At 58.3% G+C, this 18,040-nt stretch carries 15 protein-coding genes and 1 riboswitch; of the genes, 6 read left to right on the top strand and 9 right to left on the bottom strand.

What is annotated here, in order from left to right; translation table 11 throughout:
• Window positions 1-79: 79 nt before the first annotated feature.
• Both ACW4DH_RS07040 and ACW4DH_RS07035 read left to right on the top strand, forming a co-directional pair.
• Window positions 80-1,036 (top strand): 2-hydroxyacid dehydrogenase, encoded by a 957-nt coding sequence (locus tag ACW4DH_RS07040; RefSeq protein ID WP_459635665.1) that lies wholly within the window; start codon window positions 80-82, stop codon window positions 1,034-1,036.
• Between the two features lie 196 nt (window positions 1,037-1,232).
• Window positions 1,233-1,550 (top strand): NIPSNAP family protein, encoded by a 318-nt coding sequence (locus ACW4DH_RS07035; protein ID WP_459635664.1) that lies wholly within the window; start codon window positions 1,233-1,235, stop codon window positions 1,548-1,550.
• Window positions 1,551-1,730: 180 nt separating this feature from the next.
• Here ACW4DH_RS07035 and ACW4DH_RS07030 read toward each other — a convergent pair whose 3' ends face one another.
• The 9 genes from ACW4DH_RS07030 to kdgD form a co-directional block, all read right to left on the bottom strand.
• On the bottom strand, window positions 1,731-3,404 hold the full coding sequence (locus ACW4DH_RS07030; protein ID WP_459635663.1) for a thiamine pyrophosphate-binding protein: 1,674 nt from the start codon (window positions 3,402-3,404) through the stop codon (window positions 1,731-1,733).
• A gap of 85 nt (window positions 3,405-3,489) precedes the next feature.
• Window positions 3,490-5,007 carry a tripartite tricarboxylate transporter permease gene (locus ACW4DH_RS07025; protein ID WP_459635662.1) on the bottom strand — a complete coding sequence of 506 codons (1,518 nt, stop codon included), beginning with the start codon at window positions 5,005-5,007 and terminating at the stop codon, window positions 3,490-3,492.
• Window positions 5,007-5,477, bottom strand: a complete 471-nt coding sequence (locus tag ACW4DH_RS07020) for a tripartite tricarboxylate transporter TctB family protein (RefSeq protein WP_459635661.1) — start codon at window positions 5,475-5,477, stop codon at window positions 5,007-5,009. The genes ACW4DH_RS07025 and ACW4DH_RS07020 overlap by 1 nt, the downstream gene beginning before the upstream one ends.
• A gap of 68 nt (window positions 5,478-5,545) precedes the next feature.
• A complete protein-coding gene (locus tag ACW4DH_RS07015) occupies window positions 5,546-6,523 on the bottom strand; it encodes a Bug family tripartite tricarboxylate transporter substrate binding protein (RefSeq protein ID WP_459635660.1) in 978 nt (325 codons plus the stop codon).
• A 740-nt stretch (window positions 6,524-7,263) separates the two neighbouring features.
• Complete coding sequence (locus ACW4DH_RS07010) at window positions 7,264-8,766, bottom strand: tripartite tricarboxylate transporter permease (RefSeq protein WP_459635659.1); 1,503 nt, start codon at window positions 8,764-8,766, stop codon at window positions 7,264-7,266.
• 35 nt (window positions 8,767-8,801) lie between these two features.
• Complete coding sequence (locus ACW4DH_RS07005; protein WP_459635658.1) at window positions 8,802-9,308, bottom strand: tripartite tricarboxylate transporter TctB family protein; 507 nt, start codon at window positions 9,306-9,308, stop codon at window positions 8,802-8,804.
• An 86-nt stretch (window positions 9,309-9,394) separates the two neighbouring features.
• A complete protein-coding gene (locus ACW4DH_RS07000) occupies window positions 9,395-10,339 on the bottom strand; it encodes a Bug family tripartite tricarboxylate transporter substrate binding protein (RefSeq protein WP_459635657.1) in 945 nt (314 codons plus the stop codon).
• A 33-nt stretch (window positions 10,340-10,372) separates the two neighbouring features.
• On the bottom strand, window positions 10,373-11,713 hold the full coding sequence (locus ACW4DH_RS06995; protein ID WP_459635656.1) for an enolase C-terminal domain-like protein: 1,341 nt from the start codon (window positions 11,711-11,713) through the stop codon (window positions 10,373-10,375).
• Between the two features lie 114 nt (window positions 11,714-11,827).
• Window positions 11,828-12,745 (bottom strand): 5-dehydro-4-deoxyglucarate dehydratase, encoded by a 918-nt coding sequence (gene kdgD, locus ACW4DH_RS06990; RefSeq protein ID WP_459635655.1) that lies wholly within the window; start codon window positions 12,743-12,745, stop codon window positions 11,828-11,830.
• Between the two features lie 329 nt (window positions 12,746-13,074).
• Window positions 13,075-13,291, top strand: a riboswitch (cobalamin riboswitch).
• Window positions 13,292-13,423: 132 nt separating this feature from the next.
• On the opposite strand from kdgD, the gene ACW4DH_RS06985 reads away from it, so the two are divergent.
• The 4 genes from ACW4DH_RS06985 to ACW4DH_RS06970 are packed head-to-tail and all read left to right on the top strand — an operon-like array spanning window position 13,424 to window position 17,975.
• Entirely contained in the window at window positions 13,424-15,274 is a 1,851-nt protein-coding gene (locus ACW4DH_RS06985) for a TonB-dependent receptor domain-containing protein (RefSeq protein ID WP_459635654.1), read from the top strand.
• Window positions 15,271-16,191 (top strand): cobalamin-binding protein, encoded by a 921-nt coding sequence (locus ACW4DH_RS06980; RefSeq protein ID WP_459635653.1) that lies wholly within the window; start codon window positions 15,271-15,273, stop codon window positions 16,189-16,191. Before ACW4DH_RS06985 ends, ACW4DH_RS06980 begins: the two co-directional genes overlap by 4 nt.
• A gap of 27 nt (window positions 16,192-16,218) precedes the next feature.
• Window positions 16,219-17,187 carry a FecCD family ABC transporter permease gene (locus ACW4DH_RS06975; RefSeq protein WP_459635652.1) on the top strand — a complete coding sequence of 323 codons (969 nt, stop codon included), beginning with the start codon at window positions 16,219-16,221 and terminating at the stop codon, window positions 17,185-17,187.
• Window positions 17,187-17,975, top strand: a complete 789-nt coding sequence (locus ACW4DH_RS06970; protein ID WP_459635651.1) for an ABC transporter ATP-binding protein — start codon at window positions 17,187-17,189, stop codon at window positions 17,973-17,975. The genes ACW4DH_RS06975 and ACW4DH_RS06970 overlap by 1 nt, the downstream gene beginning before the upstream one ends.
• Window positions 17,976-18,040: the final 65 nt, after the last annotated feature.

Below are 18,040 nucleotides of genomic sequence, written 5' to 3'. Positions count from 1 at the left end.
CGTGACATCACGCCTGTCCGAGGCAGAAAGCCGACGAGCGAAAGATCGAGATGAAGCGAAAACAAAACGAGGGATGTTCATGAAACTCACCGGCCCGGTAGCCGTGCTGGAGCCCATGTCTTCTGACATGCAGACATTCGTGCGCAAAATCTGTCCCGGCCTCGATCTACGGTTCCCCAGGTCCGGCGACCCTTGTGACTTCGCAGACATTATCGCGGACGCACCCTACATCGTCACTCGTGGCCTGCGCTTCCCTGCCAGCGCTCTGGAACAGGCCAAGGCCGTCCGCCTTATCCATCAATGGGGCACGGGAATCGACGGAATTCCATTAGCCGAAGCCCGTGCCCGAAACATCGTCGTTGCTCGCAGCCCAGGCGTAAATGCACCGACGGTGGCGGATATGACGATCGCCTTGATGTTGGCAACCCTGCGCCGCCTCCCTCAGGTACATGCGGCACTGCGCACGGGCCAGTGGGAAATGACTGATCTATGGAAGCATGCCTTCGACCTGTCATCTGCAACCGTCGGGCTGGTCGGACTCGGCGCTATCGGCCAGCAAGTAGCCACACGACTGCAAGGATTCGGATGCGACATCTTATATACCAAGCCCTCCGGCCCAGTCGCCGGCTCGTCTCTGCGCTTCGCCGAAATAGATACCTTGCTGGCGGAATGCGACGTCATCAGCTTGCACCTACCTCTGACGGCAGATACCCATCATCTAATCGGTCCGGATCGCCTGGCCCTAATGAAACCGGGGGCGGTTCTGATCAATACGTCGCGCGGCGCTCTGGTCGATGAGAAGGCACTCATCGTCGCCTTGGAAAACGCTCATTTGGCGGGCGCAGGACTGGATGTTTTTGAAGAAGAACCCATCGCGATTAACAACCCCTTACTCGCTCTTGATAGTGTCGTGACATTGCCTCATGTCAGCGGATTAACACGAGACAATCTGGTACGCATGGTGTCACATTGGGCAGCCAACATTACGGCCTTCGATCAGGGGCATGCCATTGACCCCGCTTATCTCGTCCGTTAAGTCCTGTGCCATGCCGCTATACAATCCGACAGGCTGAATCCAGAGCTATCAAAACCATAATGACAACATGACAGACTCACCGGACCATGACTATTCGATCAAATCATTGGCAAGACTAGAGCAGGACGTCAATCATTCGGACCATCAGCCATCTCGCCGCCTCACCGTCGATTAACCCTTATCAAGGATTCTCAACATGCTTTATGACCACCGCACGTATACCTGTTTCCCCGGCACCTTAAAGAAACAGATGGCGCTTTACGAAGAACACGGTTGGTCAGTCCAAAGACGCCACTTGGGTGAGCCACTTCTTTACGGACCGGTCGAGACCGGAAACGTGAATTCATATGTACATATCTGGGTATTCAAAGATGCGGCTGACCGCAGCCAGCGACGCGCGGCCATGCAGAACGACCCCGACTGGGTCGCCTATCTCAGGAAAAGTGCCGAGGCGGGATATCTCGTGAGCCAAGAAAACAAGATCGTCGTACCCGCGCCCTTCTTCAAGGATTGATCCTCGCTGAACGCTGACGGTATCTCACAAAACATTTGGCCAAGCCCTCAGCTTGACTGAGTAGCGATCCCGTGAGCCAACCGCCAGAAAGGCAGACCTCACTACGGTGGAGGTCTGCTGCACTTAAGGAGAGTTCTACTGCCAACTGGAAAGTCCCCTACCCACTGAACTCAATGTCGCTCATGTAGAACGCAATGCCGAGACGGTGGTACGTGTCGAAATCCGCTCGGGATCGGTCATGAGTTCTATGATCGCGGGACGGCCCGAGGCCATGGCCCGCTCCAAAGCGGGCTTGACGCAATCCGTGTCGCTGACTCGCTCGAAATGCGCCCCAAGCCCGGCGGCCAGTTGGCCGAAATTCGGATTCACGAGGTCGGTTCCCGAGACGCGTCCCGGATGTTCACGCTCCTGATGCATGCGAATCGTACCGTAGGTACCGTTGTTGAACAGCAACACGATAGGCCGCCCGCCATGCTGCACGGCAGTGGCGATCTCGACGCCGCTCATCATGAAGCCGCCATCGCCGACAAACGCCAGTACGCACTTGTCGGGCTCGCGCAACGAAGCCGCTACGGCAGCGGGTACCGAATACCCCATAGCACCACATGTCGAACCGATAATCCTACCGGGACGTTGATAAGCCAGAAAGCGCTGTGGCCACCCGGTATGATTTCCGGCATCCACGGTCACGATGCAGTCCTTCGGCAGGCTGTCACGCAACTCATGCATCGCCGCTCCCATGTCGAGCGGATAATCATGTGCCGGAGGCCGGATATCGGCAAGATACTCATCGCGTAACGTCTTGCGCCACTCACTCCAGCGGCTGCGCTGCCCCCAATCGCACCGCGCCACCGCTGTGGCGAACTTGTCGGGGGCCGAGACAACCCCCAACGCCGGGCTGAAGACACGGCCTATCTCATCGGGGTCGACATGCACGTGGATCAGTGTCTGAGTGGAGCCGGGCACCGTTAGAGTGGTATAGGTCCGGGTGGTCATCTCACCGAGCCTTGCCCCTACTACCAGGAGCAGGTCAGCTTCGGCCAGCCGCTTGATCAATGATGGCACCACGGCGGTACCAAAATCGCCTACATAACAATCGGAGGCATTGTCAATGATATCCTGGCGTCTAAATGAGCAGGTTGCGGGAATCCCGTTGGTTTCGGCAAATGTCCGAATCTGTGTGCAGGCATCATCCGTCCAGCCCGACCCGCCCACCAACATCATCGGGCGTTCGGCACGCGATACCAGGGCACCGATCCGCTCAATCTCGTCGAGGGGAATACCGGGCCGTGAAGGCATATAGGGCGGCGCATCATCGACTTCGATGATGTCGGTCAGCATATCCTCCGGCAGAGCCAGGACTACCGGGCCAGGACGACCAGAGGTAGCAACCCGAAAGGCGCGGGCCATATATTCCGGAATCCGGCGGGCATCGTCGATCTGTGCGACCCACTTGGCCACACCCGCGAACATGACACGATAATCGATCTCCTGGAACGCTTCCCGGTCCATGGCACCGCGACCAACCTGACCGACCAGGAGGATCATCGGCGTCGAATCCTGTTGGGCAATATGCACGCCGATGGCGGCATGGCAGGCCCCCGGGCCACGCGTGACCAGGCATATCCCAGGGCGGCCCGTCAGCTTGCCATAGGCCTCGGCCATGTTCGCCGCTCCGGCCTCATGACGCGCATTGTAGAGCGTGAAATGCTCGCGCTGATCGTATAGGGCGTCCAGTATTTCCAGGTAACTCTCCCCGGGCACACAATACCCACTATCGGCACCGTGAATGAGAAGCTGGTCCACCAACACTTTCCCTCCGGTGCGCGGGGAGGGGCGAGATTTTGCGGTCATGTCGGGCTCCTGATGGCAGATGCCGCGCCATCAGTGATGTCGATGGCATGGACGAGTCAATGAAACCATTCGTGTTGCTTGTGGATTAGGGGGTGGAGTCGGACTTTGGCTTCTTGCGAAGGATCAGATAGGCGAACACCACGGTTAACATCAGGAACGCCAGGCTATCCAGACTCGTCAGGAAGACAATGGGATTGCCGTCATTGAATGACAGGGATCGTCGTAAATACTGCTCCAAGTCCGGCCCCAGAATGAAGCCCAACAACATGGCGACAACCGAATAATTATGCTTGCGCAGGAAAAATGCCAGTACGCCGAAGAGCAGTGCCAGGAACATCTGGAAAATCGAATAGGTCGCCACATAGCTTCCCACGAGTGCCACCACGGCGATGGAACTGTAGAGAAGGCCCCGGGGAATCGAGACGATACGGATGAAATACGGTCCGAACAGGAACAGCGTCAGCGGGATGAGGATCAAGGCGCTCACGAACAAGGAGGCGAACATGGGCGCGATAAGATCGGCCTGTTGTTCAAGCAGGCGTGGCCCAGGCTGCAAGCCATTGATGATGAGTACACCCAGTACGATAGCAGTTGTCGGATCGCCCGGAATCCCGAACATTAACATCGGCACGAAGGCACCGCCGCACATGGAATTATTCGCCGATTCGGCGGCGGCAATGCCTTCACGACTGCCATGACCATATTCCTGGGGCTTTCGCGAGCTGCGCTTGGCATCGGCATAAGCGACAAAGGCGGCCATTGACCCGCCCGCGCCGGGCAGGATACCAATCCCATAGCCCATGATTGCGCTCTTGATATAGGTAAAGAACCCGATCTCACGGACCTCAGACCAAGACGGAATGAAATCGCGCCGACGGATCTTGAGGGCTTTTGCCCGCTCAAGGCTATCCTCAAGGGACAGGTTCCAGTTCTGGGCCTGAATCAAAAGCTCGCTCACTGCAAACGCACCAATTACCACGGGCATCAAGCCAATGCCCTCGATCAGCAGCTCGGTCCCGAAATCGAAGCGTGGTATCGGCTGGAGCACATCGATACCCACGGTGGCCAGCATGATACCCAGTGTAGTGGCGACAATGCCCTTGGCGACGGCACCCTTGTCGACAAGAATGATTACCACCAGCGCGAAGAGGACAAGCGAGAACTTCCCTGGCGTGCGGATCAGCAGTGCCAGTTCGGCACCGAGCGGCATGAACGCCATGAGCATGACCGCGCCAATAGAGCCGCCGATCATCGACCCCAGCGCTGCATGACCCAAGGCATTGGCGCCATGCCCCTTGAGCATCAGGGCGTTGCCTTCTACGGCGGTCATCATTGAGGAAGGCGCCCCGGGGATATTGATCGTCGTGGCCGTTATGCTCCCCGAATACATCCCCGCCATGAAGATGGAGGCGCACATGACCAGCGCCGGCACCACATCGATCGTATAGGTAATGGGCAATAACAGTGCAATGGCCAGCACCGACGTGAGACCGGGCATCGCACCGAAAAAAGTGCCGATCAAGAAGCCGACAATCATGAAACCAAGCACTTCCCAATCCAGCAATGCGCCAAAACCGCCAAGGAAACTGATAAACGTCTCCATCAGAATCCTCCTAGCATGGGGGGCAGGCGCACCCCGAAGATACCGGCAAACAACCCATAAAAGATGGCCGTCACTACGATGACATATAATATGAAGATAGCGGGACGCCGTCTCTCGAAGCCAAAGATAAGAAACAAGGCCACCACAAAACCCAGCGTGGCAGGCACATAGCCCAAAGGACGGAATACGGCTATATAGATGCCTGTCGCCACAATGACCAGCAATGGTCTGAAAAAAGAACCATTGGATGACGCCAACTCGTCTCTACGTAACTCGCCCACCAGCACAACGACGAGCGACACATACATGACGATCGCCATGAGAATGGGCATGAAGCGTGGCCCCACAAAAGTATCACCGCCAAACTGAGAGCGAATGCTCAATGCTTCTGCCAGATAAATCGTGGTCAAGATTAGCAGGAAGACTGGGAACAGCACCGCCGACTTTCTGAACCATTCGACGTTGTTCATTTGACTCAGAACCCTTTAAATGAAGTAGTCATGGCATCGGCGATCAATGCCATGTTCTATACTGCCGATTACTTCGATATGACGCCTGCTTCGACCAGCGCGTCCATCTCGGCGAACAGCGACTCGGCCGTTTCCTCGGCCCAAGGAGTCACTTCATCGGTGCCCAGCCAGTTTGGTGTCACACCGACATTAGCGACCCATTCCTTGAATTCATCGCTGTCATACGCTGTCTTATAAGCGCTTTCCAGTGTTCTGATGGCCTCTTCCGGCGTATCTGCCGGTGCTGCAAACACAATGAAGCTACCGATCTGCAGGTCAATCCCCTCCTCCGCTGTGGTGGGCACATCAGGGTAGGTGGGATTCGGCGTATCCGAGAATTCGACCAAGCCTCGCACAGTACCGTCTTCCAGGAGATTGGAAAAATCACCCAGACTGGTCAACGCAACATCGACCTCATCGGACAGTATTGCCTCTTTCTGCGGAGCTGCGCCCCCTGGATAAGACACAATTCTGAACTCTGTATCGGTCAACTCCTGTAGCTGCAGGATAGCCAGATGGATTCGCCCGCCCAGGTTCTGAATGGCAACGCGAATCTCGCCGGGATTTTCCTTGGCAGCCTCGATCAGATCCTGAATCGACTCGTAGTCGGAATCGGCATCAACCACAATAGCGTCGGGCTCGCTCGTCACACGCGCAATCAGCTTCAATCTTTCCGTCTTGTAGCTCGGCAACATCCCCTGCCAGGGCACAGTCACCAAGCTGTCGTAGGTCAGCGCTCCAATGGTATAACCATCTGGACGAGAGCTCATGAGCTGACCGATACCGGTAGCGCTAACACCCCCTTCGATATTTTCCACATACATGGAGACATCGAGGCTGTCTTCCGCGATGCTCGTCAGTTTGCGCACGATGCCATCGGTACCACCACCGGCCCCCCAAGGCACAATTACGCGAATATCGCGTTCAGGATAATCGGCCAGTACGGCTCCGGATATCGTAGATAACGTGATCGCACCGGCCAGCGTCAACATGGATTTCTTGTACATCTTGTTTACTCCTTGTTGCTTACCACCAAGATAAAAATGACTTGGCACACGGGCTTTTCTAACTATTTTTTACGCAGAGTCTCGTAACTTTTGGGTTACCGGCCTCAAAAACTCTTGGACGACCAACTAGCCACCTCTCTCCACAAGGCACCGCATCTATTACCGCTTTAAAGACGAATTAATTTAATAATGCTTGTCAACACCAGTCCGATTTTCGGGCTGTCGGCACTCTTTCGTAAGCGAGTATCTCAGCGATACTCTCAATCGATATTCATAATATTCCTTTGAGAGAAGTACACAGGGCTTCTTCCCATGACATTATTCTTAGAAAGTCATTCCTACATTACGAGAAGGGCCATATGGAGATTTCAATTGAACACTCCACTTGTAATACATCATACATAAAGAACTTAGAGCCTAGGCATCACCAGCGCAATATCGACAATAGTGGATAAAACGAAAGGCTAATATCCACTATCATTCTCTCAAGAGGAATATCCGAACACCTCTTCTTGTGGCGTCTCTTCGGCCAGGAAGTCGGCGGCCGAGGTCGCTGACAACGCCGTCTGTCACTGGATGGGGGTTCGCCCATCCGACCACGCTCTTCGCAAAGACCCTATCGTGACCGGAGAGCCCGCCCTCGCCCTGCTAGTAGATATCGAAATTGTCTTCGCGCCCCGATTCTTACATCGCTTCGTTCTCGTTTCGAATAGCTCGCCCTTTGAGTTACCGTTATTTCACTACCATTCTGCGTCTTTAGGCCGATTGGTGCGTTGGTTCTGCCAGAGAGTCAGGATCAGCAAACCGACGGCGATAACCAAGAAAGTCAGACTGATCGGTCGCGTGAAAAACGGGGTCCAATCCCCCTGAAAAGTCTGTAGGCCACGTCGCAGATTGGATTCAGCGATAGGTCCGAGAATCAATCCTAAGATAACCGGTGCAGTACCGAAATTATAGCGATTAAGGAAATATCCCAACACCCCGAAGCCCAGCATTAAATAAAGATTGAACACGTCCCCATCAATCCCATAAACGCCGATGAAACAGAACACCAGGATCGCCGATAACAGCTGCTTGCGCGGAACCATCAGCACGCGGATGAACAATTTTATGCCGAGACACATGATCAACAGCATGAAGATGTTGGCGACCAGATAGGCCAGAAAGATACCGTAGATCGTGCCGCTCTGATTGTCGAAAAGCATCGGTCCCGGCGTAATGCCTTGAATCATCAATCCACCCAGCAGTACTGCCGTGGCCGCTTCTCCAGGAATCCCCAGGGCTAGCGTTGGTATCAGAGCCCCACCCAGCAGGGCATTGTTGGCACTCTCAACCGAGACGATGCCGGGAGCATGACCGGTGCCGAACTTTTCGGGGGATTTAGAAAAACGCCGGGTCTGATCGTAAGCCACCAAGGAGGCAATGCTGCCGCCCGCCCCCGGCACGGGTCCTACAATGGAGCCCGACAGTATGCCAGCGACCAACGCCCGCCAATTACGCAGCGTCTCCCTGAAGCGGGGACGAGCGATATCAATACGGTATCCACTATCTTTTAGCCGTTCGTGAGGATCGTATTCGAAGGCATCCTTAAGAACCTGGGACACCGCAAACAAACCGATCAGCGCCGGCAGCAGGTTGATACCGGTAAGCAGCGACAGTTGATCGAAAGTGAAACGACCGACGCCGGTAATGGGGTCTGTGCCAATGGTCGAGGCGAAAAAGCCAATTAGCCCCGCGATTAATCCTTTGAGAAGAGATCTCCCTGCGACGGAAGCGATGATCACCAAGCCGAAGACGCTCAAGGAGAAATATTCGGCGGCGCCGAAACGTAAGGCAAACTCCGCGATAGGCGGTGCGAGCAAGCTCAGAATTACCATGCTGGCAACACCGCCGAAGAACGAGGCCACGATGGCCAACCCCAAGGCACGTCCTGCCTCACCTTTCTGGGCCATGGGAAAACCATCGAATGTTGTGGCGACCGAAGATGGCGTGCCCGGAATATTGAGCAGAATGGCCGGAATCGATCCGCTGGCACCGGCACCGCATAATGCGCCCAGCAGCATACCGATCCCCATGACCGGCGGCATGCCGAAGGTCACCGGTAGTAGCAACGCGATAGCCATGGCCGAGGTCAGCCCGGGCAGCGCGCCCATGATGATGCCCAGGAGAGTACCACCGGCGATCGCCAGCAGCGTACCGAACTGCAGCACCATGCCCAACCCATCGAGATATCCGGAAATCATCTACTTCTCCTAACTCATTCACCACCGATACTCGATCAGTTCGGCAGCGGGATCTCGAAGAGATCGGTGAAGACGTAATAGACCGCGACAGCCAAGGCGGTTGCGAAAATCACGGCGCCTACTGACGATTTAACCCGCTGGACGGTGGTCAGTTCTCTCCAGGTTCCGCTGACAATTAGCAATCCAATGACGCAACAAAACGTGAACAAGGCCGTGCTGGGAATGTAGCCCAGCAGTTCGAACAGCAGGATATAGAGTACAGTCAGCCCCACGATCCATAGCCACTGCATGACTCCACGTTTATTGACAGCTCGCGGCTCGTCTGATGTCGAACGACCGGCATCTCGGCATTCGCGTACATCATTGATGAGACAAGGAATGATGAATAAAAAGATCAGCGCTGAAATCAACTTAGGGAAGAAGGCTGGCGAGAGATCCCCGACGATCTTGATGTCCGGCAGCGTCGTCGCGAACGCAAAAGCAGCTGCCGAAGCGATTAACAGCAGAAGATCGAAAATCGGCTTACCGATATCACGTTCCATACATCAACACTCCAGCGGCTCAATGAGAGATGATGATGCGCAGCAAGACTCTCGGTCCAATGGCCCGCGGTGTCTTGCCGCTCACCCTACTTCGCCAGATCGCCGGCGGCTTCTCGCATTACCTCAGCGGAATGATCGATGAACTCGTCGAGTTCGTCGCCATAGAGAGGTGCCACCTGCGTACCGAGATTCTGGGCAGTCTCTTCATAGGAGCCCTCATCAACGATCTGCTTGATCGCCTCGACCCATTTCTCCTCAACATCTGCCGGGATTCCTTTCGGCGCTGCGATTCCGCGCCAAACGGTCAAGGTCAGGTCGTAACCCAGTTCTTGGAACGTCGGTACGTTTGGCAACGAATCGCTACGCTCAGCGTAACTCATCGCCAGAGCTTCCAACCGACCGGACTGCAGCGCGGAGCGCAGCTCAGCACCACCGAGGACAACGGCATCGACGTGATTACCCATGGCGGCAGAGATCGCTTCGGAACCGCCGGGATAAGGTATTAGGTTAAAATCGGTGCCGGTGCGGTTAGCGATCGCGGTGGCAGTAATATAGGCCGATGAGCCGACACCGGACGTTCCCACCTTGAAAGGGGTGTCTGAGTTAGCAGCATCTACCAAGCTTTTGAGGTCCGTGTACTTGCTGTCGCTGTTTACAGCGATGACATAAGGCTCTTCGGCCACTTTGGCAATGAAGTCGAAATCTTTATGGGTGAACGGTACGTTACCCATCGCTTCCAGCGTCAACAGGGCATTACTGGCCGCCAGCAGGGTGTAACCGTCCGCTGCTGACGCCACGGCGCGGGACATACCTACTGCGCCACCGCCGCCGGGAATGTTGCGAATCACTAGATCTTTGCCCAACTGTTTTTCCAACAGCGGCTGAAGCGCCCGGACGAAAGTGTCGTTACCGCCACCGGCAGAGAACGGCACGATCATATCAATGCTCTTGGTCGGGTAGTCCTCGGCAAGAGCGGGACCTCCGATGATCATGGCAGAGGCTAGCGTGAGCGTGCTCAGCAGTTTTTTCATTGTATGCTCCTTGGATTTTCTTTCTTCGTGTATTCAGCGCACCAGTGCCGGGCGCTTGGGGTCGAAGATCCAGCCGTCGATCAGGTACTGCATCGCCATGGCATCGTTGCGTCCACCCGCTGGCAAACTGCGATAGAGCTTGTTGGCCTTTCCGATCTGAGTCATGTCAACTTCAATGCCCAGCCCCGGTGCATCGGTAACGGCGACCTTGCCGTCGACGATCTGCGGCGGGTTGCGGGTTAGGCGCGCATCTGCCTCCTGCCAGATCCAGTGGGTGTCCAGCGCAGTGGTACGTCCAGCGGCCGCAGCGCCCACATGAGCGAACATGGCCAGCGAGATATCAAAGTGGTTGTTGGAATGGGACCCCCACGTCATGCCGTGGTCCTGGCATAACTGAGAGACCCGGATCGCCCCGGAGAGGGTCCAGAAATGTGGGTCAGCTAGCGGGATATCGACCGAGCGCAGCATCAGCGCATGGGCCATCTCACGCCAGTTGGTAGCGACCATGTTAGTGGCGACCGGCATTCCGGTGGAGTGCCGGAACTCCGCCAGAATCTCTCGTCCGGAGAAGCCCTGCTCGGCCCCGCACGGATCCTCCGCGTAAGCGATCACGCCGTGCAGCCCCTTGCATAGGCGGATCGCTTCGTTGAGCGACCAGGCGCCGTTGGGATCGATGGTCACTCTCGCTTCTGGGAAGGCGTCGTGCACTGCGGTAACCGCTTCGATCTCCTTCTCGCCGGGCAGCGCACCGCCCTTAAGCTTGAAGTCCTTGAAACCGTAACGGTCTTGGGCGGCTTGGGCTAGTTCAAGGATGCGTTTGGGTGTCATCGCCGCCTCGTCGCGCAGGCGATACCAATCATGTCTGACACCGTCGGTTCCGCGACGGTAATCCAATGGGGTCTTGTGTCCATCGCCGATGAAGAAGAGATATCCCAGCACTTCGACGCTATCGCGCCGTTTACCATCACCGAGCAGCTCCGCTACGGGCACGTCGAGGAACTTGCCCAACAGGTCCAGCAGCGCCGCCTCGAGCGCCGCTACCGCATTGACCCGCAGTTCAAAGGTCCAGGAGCCTTTACCGAAATCCTCGAAATCGGCGCGGCGGCCGGCGGAATGTAGCGATGCCACCATCGAGCGCAGCTTGCCGATGGGCTGTCCCATGATCAGCGGCCGTGCCTGTTCCAAGGATGTCTGGATCGTTTCACCGCCCGGCGCTTCCCCAATACCGACATTACCCGCACTGTCCTCGAGCAGGATCAGATTGCGCGTAAAATACGGTGAGTGCGCCCCGCCGATATTGAGAAGCATACTGTCGCGGCCGGCGACCGGAATGACCTGCATGCTAATTATGGTGGGGGTGCCATGGCTGGACATAGGCGAGTCTCCATCAGGATATCCAGGGGTGCGTACCGCTCTGCCGCAGCACGGCACACCAGAGGGTCGAGAACGGAGGCAAAGCCGCCCTCGCTCGGAAGTCGAAGCTCTATATCAGAGCGTATCCGCGCTCTCGATCAGAGCCTTGAGCGTTGCTTTCTCCTGATCATCGGGCATAGTCAGCGGCGTGCGAACGGCTCCCGCAGGCCTTCCGACCAGCTCGGTGCCGGCCTTGATCAGACTCACTGCGTAGCCCTTCTTGTTATCACGCAGATTGATGAATGGAATAAAAAACTCATTGGTAATCTTCTTGACGGTAGCTGAATCGCCCTGACGTAGCGCACGATAGAACTTGACCGCCATCTCGGGCACAAAATTGAATACCGCCGATGAGTAGGTATTTACGCCGATGGATAAATAGGCTTCGGCAAAGATCTCGGCAGTCGGGACACCACCGATATATACCAGTCGGCCACCCACGGTCTTGACGATCTTGTTGAGCAACTGAATGTCGCCCTTGCCATCCTTCAGCCCGATCAGGTTCGGGCAGGCATCGGCGAGCTTTTGGACCGCATCGGCCTCAAGCACTCCATTGCCACGGTTGTAATAGATGACATTGATAGCCGTGGACTCGCAGATCTGACGGGCATATTCCACCAGCCCATCCTGCGGACACTCGGTCAGGTACGGCGGCATTAACAAGATACCATCGGCACCGGCCTCCTCAGCCGCTTTGGCAAAGGCCTGACCGCTTTTTACGCTCAGACCGGCACTGGCGATGACCGGCACCTTGCCACCGACCGTCTCGACCGCCGCGGAAACGATCTCTCGATATTCGTCCAAGGTCAGGTTGAAGAACTCACCGGTCCCGCCGGCCACGAACACCGCAGAAATATCGTGACTGACGAACCACTCGAGGCGATTGCGATAGCTCTGTGGATCGAAGTTGCCTGCTTGGTCGAAATCAGTGACAGGAAACGAAAGCAGCCCATCTCCAACTGCTTTAATGACATCGTCTCTCGTGAGTTTCACAAGTAGATCCTCCCGCTATGTAATGCTTAGTAAAACTGAAGCACCTGATTATTCAGCTTCAATATTGTAATACATCATACAAGTTAGAGAGTGCCTCTAAAGCAAACAATGAGACCTTATGATCATAGACTTAGGTCTATCTAATTGATTCTTATTTCACGGCATGGGGTCTCCTCTCGATGGATGTATCTCAACCCAAGACACTGGAAACAACTATCCAAACCTTGTCGGGAATCGGCACATGCCCCAGACAAGGCCCTCTCTCCCATGTCCTCTACCGTGCCAGCGGTGCTTCAACCCAAAGTTGACGCCTGATGAGGCCATTGCTAGTTTACCCCCTTCTCTCAGGTGCCTGAGTGCTTAGCTCAGGTTAAACGGGAAGTCGGTGCCAGCCCGACGCTGCTCCCGCAACGGTGATCGAGTCAAGGACAGCCATTACGCCACTGTGCCCACAATCAGCGCATGGGAAGGCGGTTGTCCGGGAAAGAACGTACTTCGTTCGCTCCGCTCGTCAGCCCGGAGACCGGCCTGCGAGTTTATGCCTGGCGTTGCGGCGAGCGACCATGGGGCAGGGCCGGATATGGCATATTCCTTTCCCTTGCAGCATGGCGTGCGCCCTCCCCCAGGCTGTCCAAGCATCCTCGCCGTGCGGGAGCGCGCGGCAGGCAAGGGAACATCATGAGAACGAAAAAAACCGGATCACAGAGCCTGGCCGCTTTGTGTCTATGCTATATACCGCTGGCCAGCCATGCGCAGGACACTGCCGATAATGACGATTCACTGGTAGCCCTCAATCCGCTGACCGTTACCGCCACCCTCGCCCCACGTACCGCCAGCCAGACCCTTTCCTCGGTCACGGTTATCGACGAGGAAGAACTGCGTCGTCAGGACCCCACCAGCCTTATCGAGATCATGCGCGGCCAGCCGGGTGTCGATGTTTCCTCGAACGGCTCCTATGGCATGACCAGCAGTGTCTATATTCGCGGCACCAGCAACGACGCCACCCTACTGATGATCGACGGCATTCGACTACGCTCGGCCACTGCCGGTGGCGCCGCGTGGCAGTACCTGGACCCGCGCATGTTCGAGCGCGCAGAAATCGTCAGAGGCCCTCGCGGCAGTCTATATGGCGCCGACGCGATGGGCGGAGTGGTACAACTGTTCACTCCCCAAGGCGAGGCGGACGGCCCGCAGCCCCGCTTTTCCATCGGCAGCGGTTCCTTCGATACCCAGCGCTACAGTGCCGGACTCTCCGGCAGTCAGGACGGCACCCGCTACAGCTTCGCCGCCAGCCGCTTCGATACTGACGGCACCGCCATCAGAGAGGATGGCGAAGACAAGAGCTACGACAACACCACCGGCTTCGCGCGTCTGTCGCATACCTTCGACAATGGCGCCGAGATGGGCGCGCTGGGATTGCGTGCTCGAGGCAGTACCGAATACGACGGCGGCGACATGCACTTCGTCCAGCAGGTTGCGGGCCTCTACGGCGAATTGCCGTTGACGGCCCACTGGCGCAGCCGCCTGACACTGAGCGAATCCCGCGACGAACTCGACAATTTTGCGGACGCGAGCCTGTATGGCCCGGCCAGCACCACGATTTTCAATACCCAGACGCAGACGGCTCGTTGGGAAAATACCCTGGCCCTGGGGCCCCATGAACTGATCGCCGGTACCGAGTACAGCGAAGACCGGGTCAGTGGCACATCGGATTACGCCGAGGACAGCCGCGACAATGTGGCCGTTTTTACCCAAGGGCTGTTCGATTTCCACCCCGTATCGCTCCAGGCAGGGCTGCGTTATGACGACAACGAAGCCTTCGGTGAAGAAGTGACCGGCAACCTCGCGCTGGGCTACGCCCTGGATAACGATCATACGCTGCGCGCCAGCTACGCCACGGCGTTCAAGGCGCCCACCTTCAACGACCTCTACTACCCTGAAGATGACTGGGGCTATGTCGGCAACCCTGACGTGGAGGCCGAAACCTCCGAGACGTTCGAGATCGGTTTGCGAGGCCAGTACGCGCAATACTACTGGGACCTGGCAGCCTATCAGTCCGATATCGACGACCTGATCGACTGGGCATCTGCCGCCGGCAATCCGCAGCTGATCACGCCGCAGAATGTCGACCGCGCTCGCATACGCGGGATCGAACTGGCCACCGGCGCCGAACTCAAGGACTGGACCCTCCAGGCGGCGCTGACCTACACCGACCCGAAAAACCGCGAGACGGACCAGCGCCTGCAGCGCCGCGCCACGCAGAGCTTGCGCCTGGATGTGGATCGCCAACTGGGCGAATGGAGCCTGGGCGGCTCCTGGGTGGCGCAGAACCACCGTTACGAGGACGAGGCCAACGAGGTACGGCTCCCCGGCTTCGGGCTGCTCAACCTGCGCGCCGGCTGGCAGTTTGCGCCGCTGTGGACCGCCAGGCTGACCGTCGACAACGTGCTCGACAAAGAGTACGAGACGGCGGCGAACTATATCAATGCCGGCCGTGCCGCCTTCGTCAGCGTGAACTTCGGCCAATGACATTGCGCTTTCCAGGCAGCACCGCCAGGTTCGGCCTGGCGGTGCTGAGCCTGTGGCTAGGGGCTTTCGTAGCCCCTTTCGTAGCCCCGGTCCAAGCCAAGGTCTGCGCCACCGACGACAGCGACCACCGCATCTGCCTGGACGCCCCGGCCAGCCGTATCGCCACGCTGTCACCCGGCGCTACCGAGCTGGTGTATGCCGCCGGGGCCGGAGACAAGGTGGTGGCCGTGGTCTCCAGCGACTACCCGCCCGAGGCCAGAAATGTCACTTCCGTAGGCAGCCATACCCGGCTCGATCTGGAAGCGCTGGTGTCACTCAAGCCGGATCTCGCCATCGGCTGGGTCACCGGCAACCCCCGTCAACAGCTCGATACGCTGGCCGCGCTGGGGATTGAGGTGTTTCTCATCGAACCGCGGGATTTCGAGGGCATCTCCACGGCCATCGAACGACTGGCCCAGCTCGCCGGCAGCGAAGCCGAGGGGCAGCCGGCGGCGGACGCCTTTCGTACCGGCATGGACCGGCTGGCCGCGCGCTACAGCAATGCCGCGCCGGTTCCGGTGTTCTATCAGGTGTGGGACGAACCGCTGATGAGTGTCAATGACGAGCATCTCATCGGCAAGGTGATCGACCTCTGCGGCGGGGTGAACGTGTTTGGCGACCTCGACCGGCTAGTGCCGCGCCTCGGCACTGAGGCCGTGCTGATGGCGGACCCCGAAGTGATCGTGGCTGGCGGCATGGGCGAAGAAAACCGTCATTGGCTGACGCAGTGGGAGCGATTTCCCAATCTCCAGGCGGTACGTCGTAACAACCTGTTTTTCGTACCGCCATCGCTGATCCAGCGGCCCACGCCGCGCCTGCTGGAAGGCAGCCGCCTCTTGTGTGAACAATTGGAGCAGGCCCGTGCCCGGCGCCGATAAAATCCCACCACGGCGGGAACCGCATTGATGCATGCGCGGCTCCTGCCTCTTGCCAGCCTGGCCCTGCTCGCCGCCCTCGCCTTGCTGCTGTCACTGACGCTCGGCAGCACCTCGCTGTCCCTCGGCGACGTGTGGGCCGCGTTGCTGGGACAGGGCGACGTCCTGTCCCGCACGCTGGTGGTGGAGCTGCGCGTGCCCCGCGCCCTGGCCGCCTTTGCCACCGGCGGCCTACTGGCGGTGGCCGGCGCGCTGATGCAGGTACTGCTGCGCAATCCGCTGGCGGACCCCTATGTACTGGGACTCTCGGGCGGTGCCGCCGTTGGCGCCCTGGCCGCGATGCTCGCCGGCCTGGGCACGTTGATCGTCTCGGGCTCGGCGTTCGCCGGGGCGCTGTTCTCGACCTTGCTGGTCTTCGGCCTGGCCCACGGCACCGGCAGTTGGACGCCTTCGCGCCTGTTGTTGACTGGCGTCGTCGTGGCCTCCGGCTGGGGCGCCGTGGTCACGCTAATGCTGGCGGTCAGCCCGGCCAGCCGGCTGCCGGGCATGCTCTACTGGCTGATGGGCGACCTTTCCTACGCCCGCAACCCTTGGATCGCCCTGCTGATCCTGATCTTGGTCTGTCTGACGATGATCCCGCTGGGCCGTAGTCTCAACGTCCTCGCCCGGGGGCCGCTGCAGGCCGCCGCCCTGGGGGTCGCGGTACGCCCGCTGGAGTGGAGCGTGTATCTCGCCGCCAGCCTGCTGACCGCCGTCGCCGTTACCACCGCAGGTAGCATCGGTTTCGTCGGTCTGGTGGTCCCGCATATGCTGCGGCTGGTGCTGGGCAACGATCAGCGTCTGATCCTGCCGGCTTGCGCGCTGACCGGAGGCATCCTGCTGACTCTCGCGGACACGCTGGCGCGCACCGTGATTGCCCCGGAGCAGTTGCCGGTCGGCGTCATCACCGCGCTGCTCGGCGTGCCGACCTTCCTTTATCTGCTCTACCGGAGTCGCTGATGCGCACTCTCGATGACAGGGCAAATGCTCTCGAGACCCGAGAGCTGATCATCGACGTGCCGGGACGGGCCGCCGGCAGGCCCCTGAACTTGCGCCTGGAACCCGGCCAGATATGGGGAATATTGGGGCCGAACGGTGCCGGCAAGACCACCCTGCTGCACACCCTGGCGGGCCTGCGCCCGCCGCGCTCGGGTCAGGTTCTGCTCGGGGAGCGCCCCTTGCCGACATTGCGCCGGCGCGAAGTGGCCCAGCAATTGGGGCTGGTATTCCAGGAGCGCCAGGACGGCTTCCCCGCCACGGTGCTGGAAACCGCTCTGGTGGGCCGGCATCCCTTCCTGTCGCCCTGGCGCATGGAGAGCGCGGAAGATCTGCATATCGCCACGCAGGCACTGGCCCGTCTGGACGTCGCTCACCTCGAACAGCGCCTGGTCAGTACGCTCTCCGGCGGCGAACGCCAGCGGGTCGCTATCGCCACGGTTCTCACCCAGTCTCCCCACGTCTGGCTGGCGGATGAGCCCACCAATCACCTGGACCTGCATCACCAGGCGGCGGTGATGACACTGCTCACGGAACAGGCCGTCGCCGGTCACGCGGTGCTGATGTGTTTACACGATCTCAACCTGGCGGCACGCTGGTGCGATCACCTGCTGCTGCTCTACCCCGATGGCGACGCCTGCTGGGGACCCGCCCGGCAGATGCTGGTGCCGGATGCACTGGAACAGCTATATGGCCAGCCGCTCGCTACGGCCGAGATCGACGGCGCTCCCGTCTTTGTTCCCAAGAGATAAGAAACGCACAACCAAATGGATGCAATGTTACTAAAACGTAACAAATATTCATTACTTTCGATGCC

Source organism: Halomonas sp. WWR20, from assembly GCF_054602495.1.
This window is presented reverse-complemented; position numbering and strand designations above follow the sequence as displayed.

Bases quoted from the DNA above. Each gene is read 5' to 3' on its own strand.
- ACW4DH_RS07025 (WP_459635662.1), bottom strand. From the start codon at position 5,007: ATGGAGACGTTTATCAGTTTCCTTGGCGGTTTTGGCGCATTGCTGGAT.
- ACW4DH_RS07020 (WP_459635661.1), bottom strand. From the start codon at position 5,477: ATGAACAACGTCGAATGGTTCAGAAAGTCGGCGGTGCTGTTCCCAGTC.
- ACW4DH_RS07005 (WP_459635658.1), bottom strand. From the start codon at position 9,308: ATGGAACGTGATATCGGTAAGCCGATTTTCGATCTTCTGCTGTTAATC.
- ACW4DH_RS07010 (WP_459635659.1), bottom strand. From the start codon at position 8,766: ATGATTTCCGGATATCTCGATGGGTTGGGCATGGTGCTGCAGTTCGGT.
- ACW4DH_RS07040 (WP_459635665.1), top strand. From the start codon at position 80: ATGAAACTCACCGGCCCGGTAGCCGTGCTGGAGCCCATGTCTTCTGAC.
- ACW4DH_RS07000 (WP_459635657.1), bottom strand. From the start codon at position 10,339: ATGAAAAAACTGCTGAGCACGCTCACGCTAGCCTCTGCCATGATCATC.
- ACW4DH_RS06980 (WP_459635653.1), top strand. From the start codon at position 15,271: ATGACATTGCGCTTTCCAGGCAGCACCGCCAGGTTCGGCCTGGCGGTG.
- ACW4DH_RS06995 (WP_459635656.1), bottom strand. From the start codon at position 11,713: ATGTCCAGCCATGGCACCCCCACCATAATTAGCATGCAGGTCATTCCG.
- ACW4DH_RS07030 (WP_459635663.1), bottom strand. From the start codon at position 3,404: ATGACCGCAAAATCTCGCCCCTCCCCGCGCACCGGAGGGAAAGTGTTG.
- ACW4DH_RS06970 (WP_459635651.1), top strand. From the start codon at position 17,187: ATGCGCACTCTCGATGACAGGGCAAATGCTCTCGAGACCCGAGAGCTG.
- ACW4DH_RS07015 (WP_459635660.1), bottom strand. From the start codon at position 6,523: ATGTACAAGAAATCCATGTTGACGCTGGCCGGTGCGATCACGTTATCT.
- ACW4DH_RS07035 (WP_459635664.1), top strand. From the start codon at position 1,233: ATGCTTTATGACCACCGCACGTATACCTGTTTCCCCGGCACCTTAAAG.
- ACW4DH_RS06985 (WP_459635654.1), top strand. From the start codon at position 13,424: ATGAGAACGAAAAAAACCGGATCACAGAGCCTGGCCGCTTTGTGTCTA.
- ACW4DH_RS06975 (WP_459635652.1), top strand. From the start codon at position 16,219: ATGCATGCGCGGCTCCTGCCTCTTGCCAGCCTGGCCCTGCTCGCCGCC.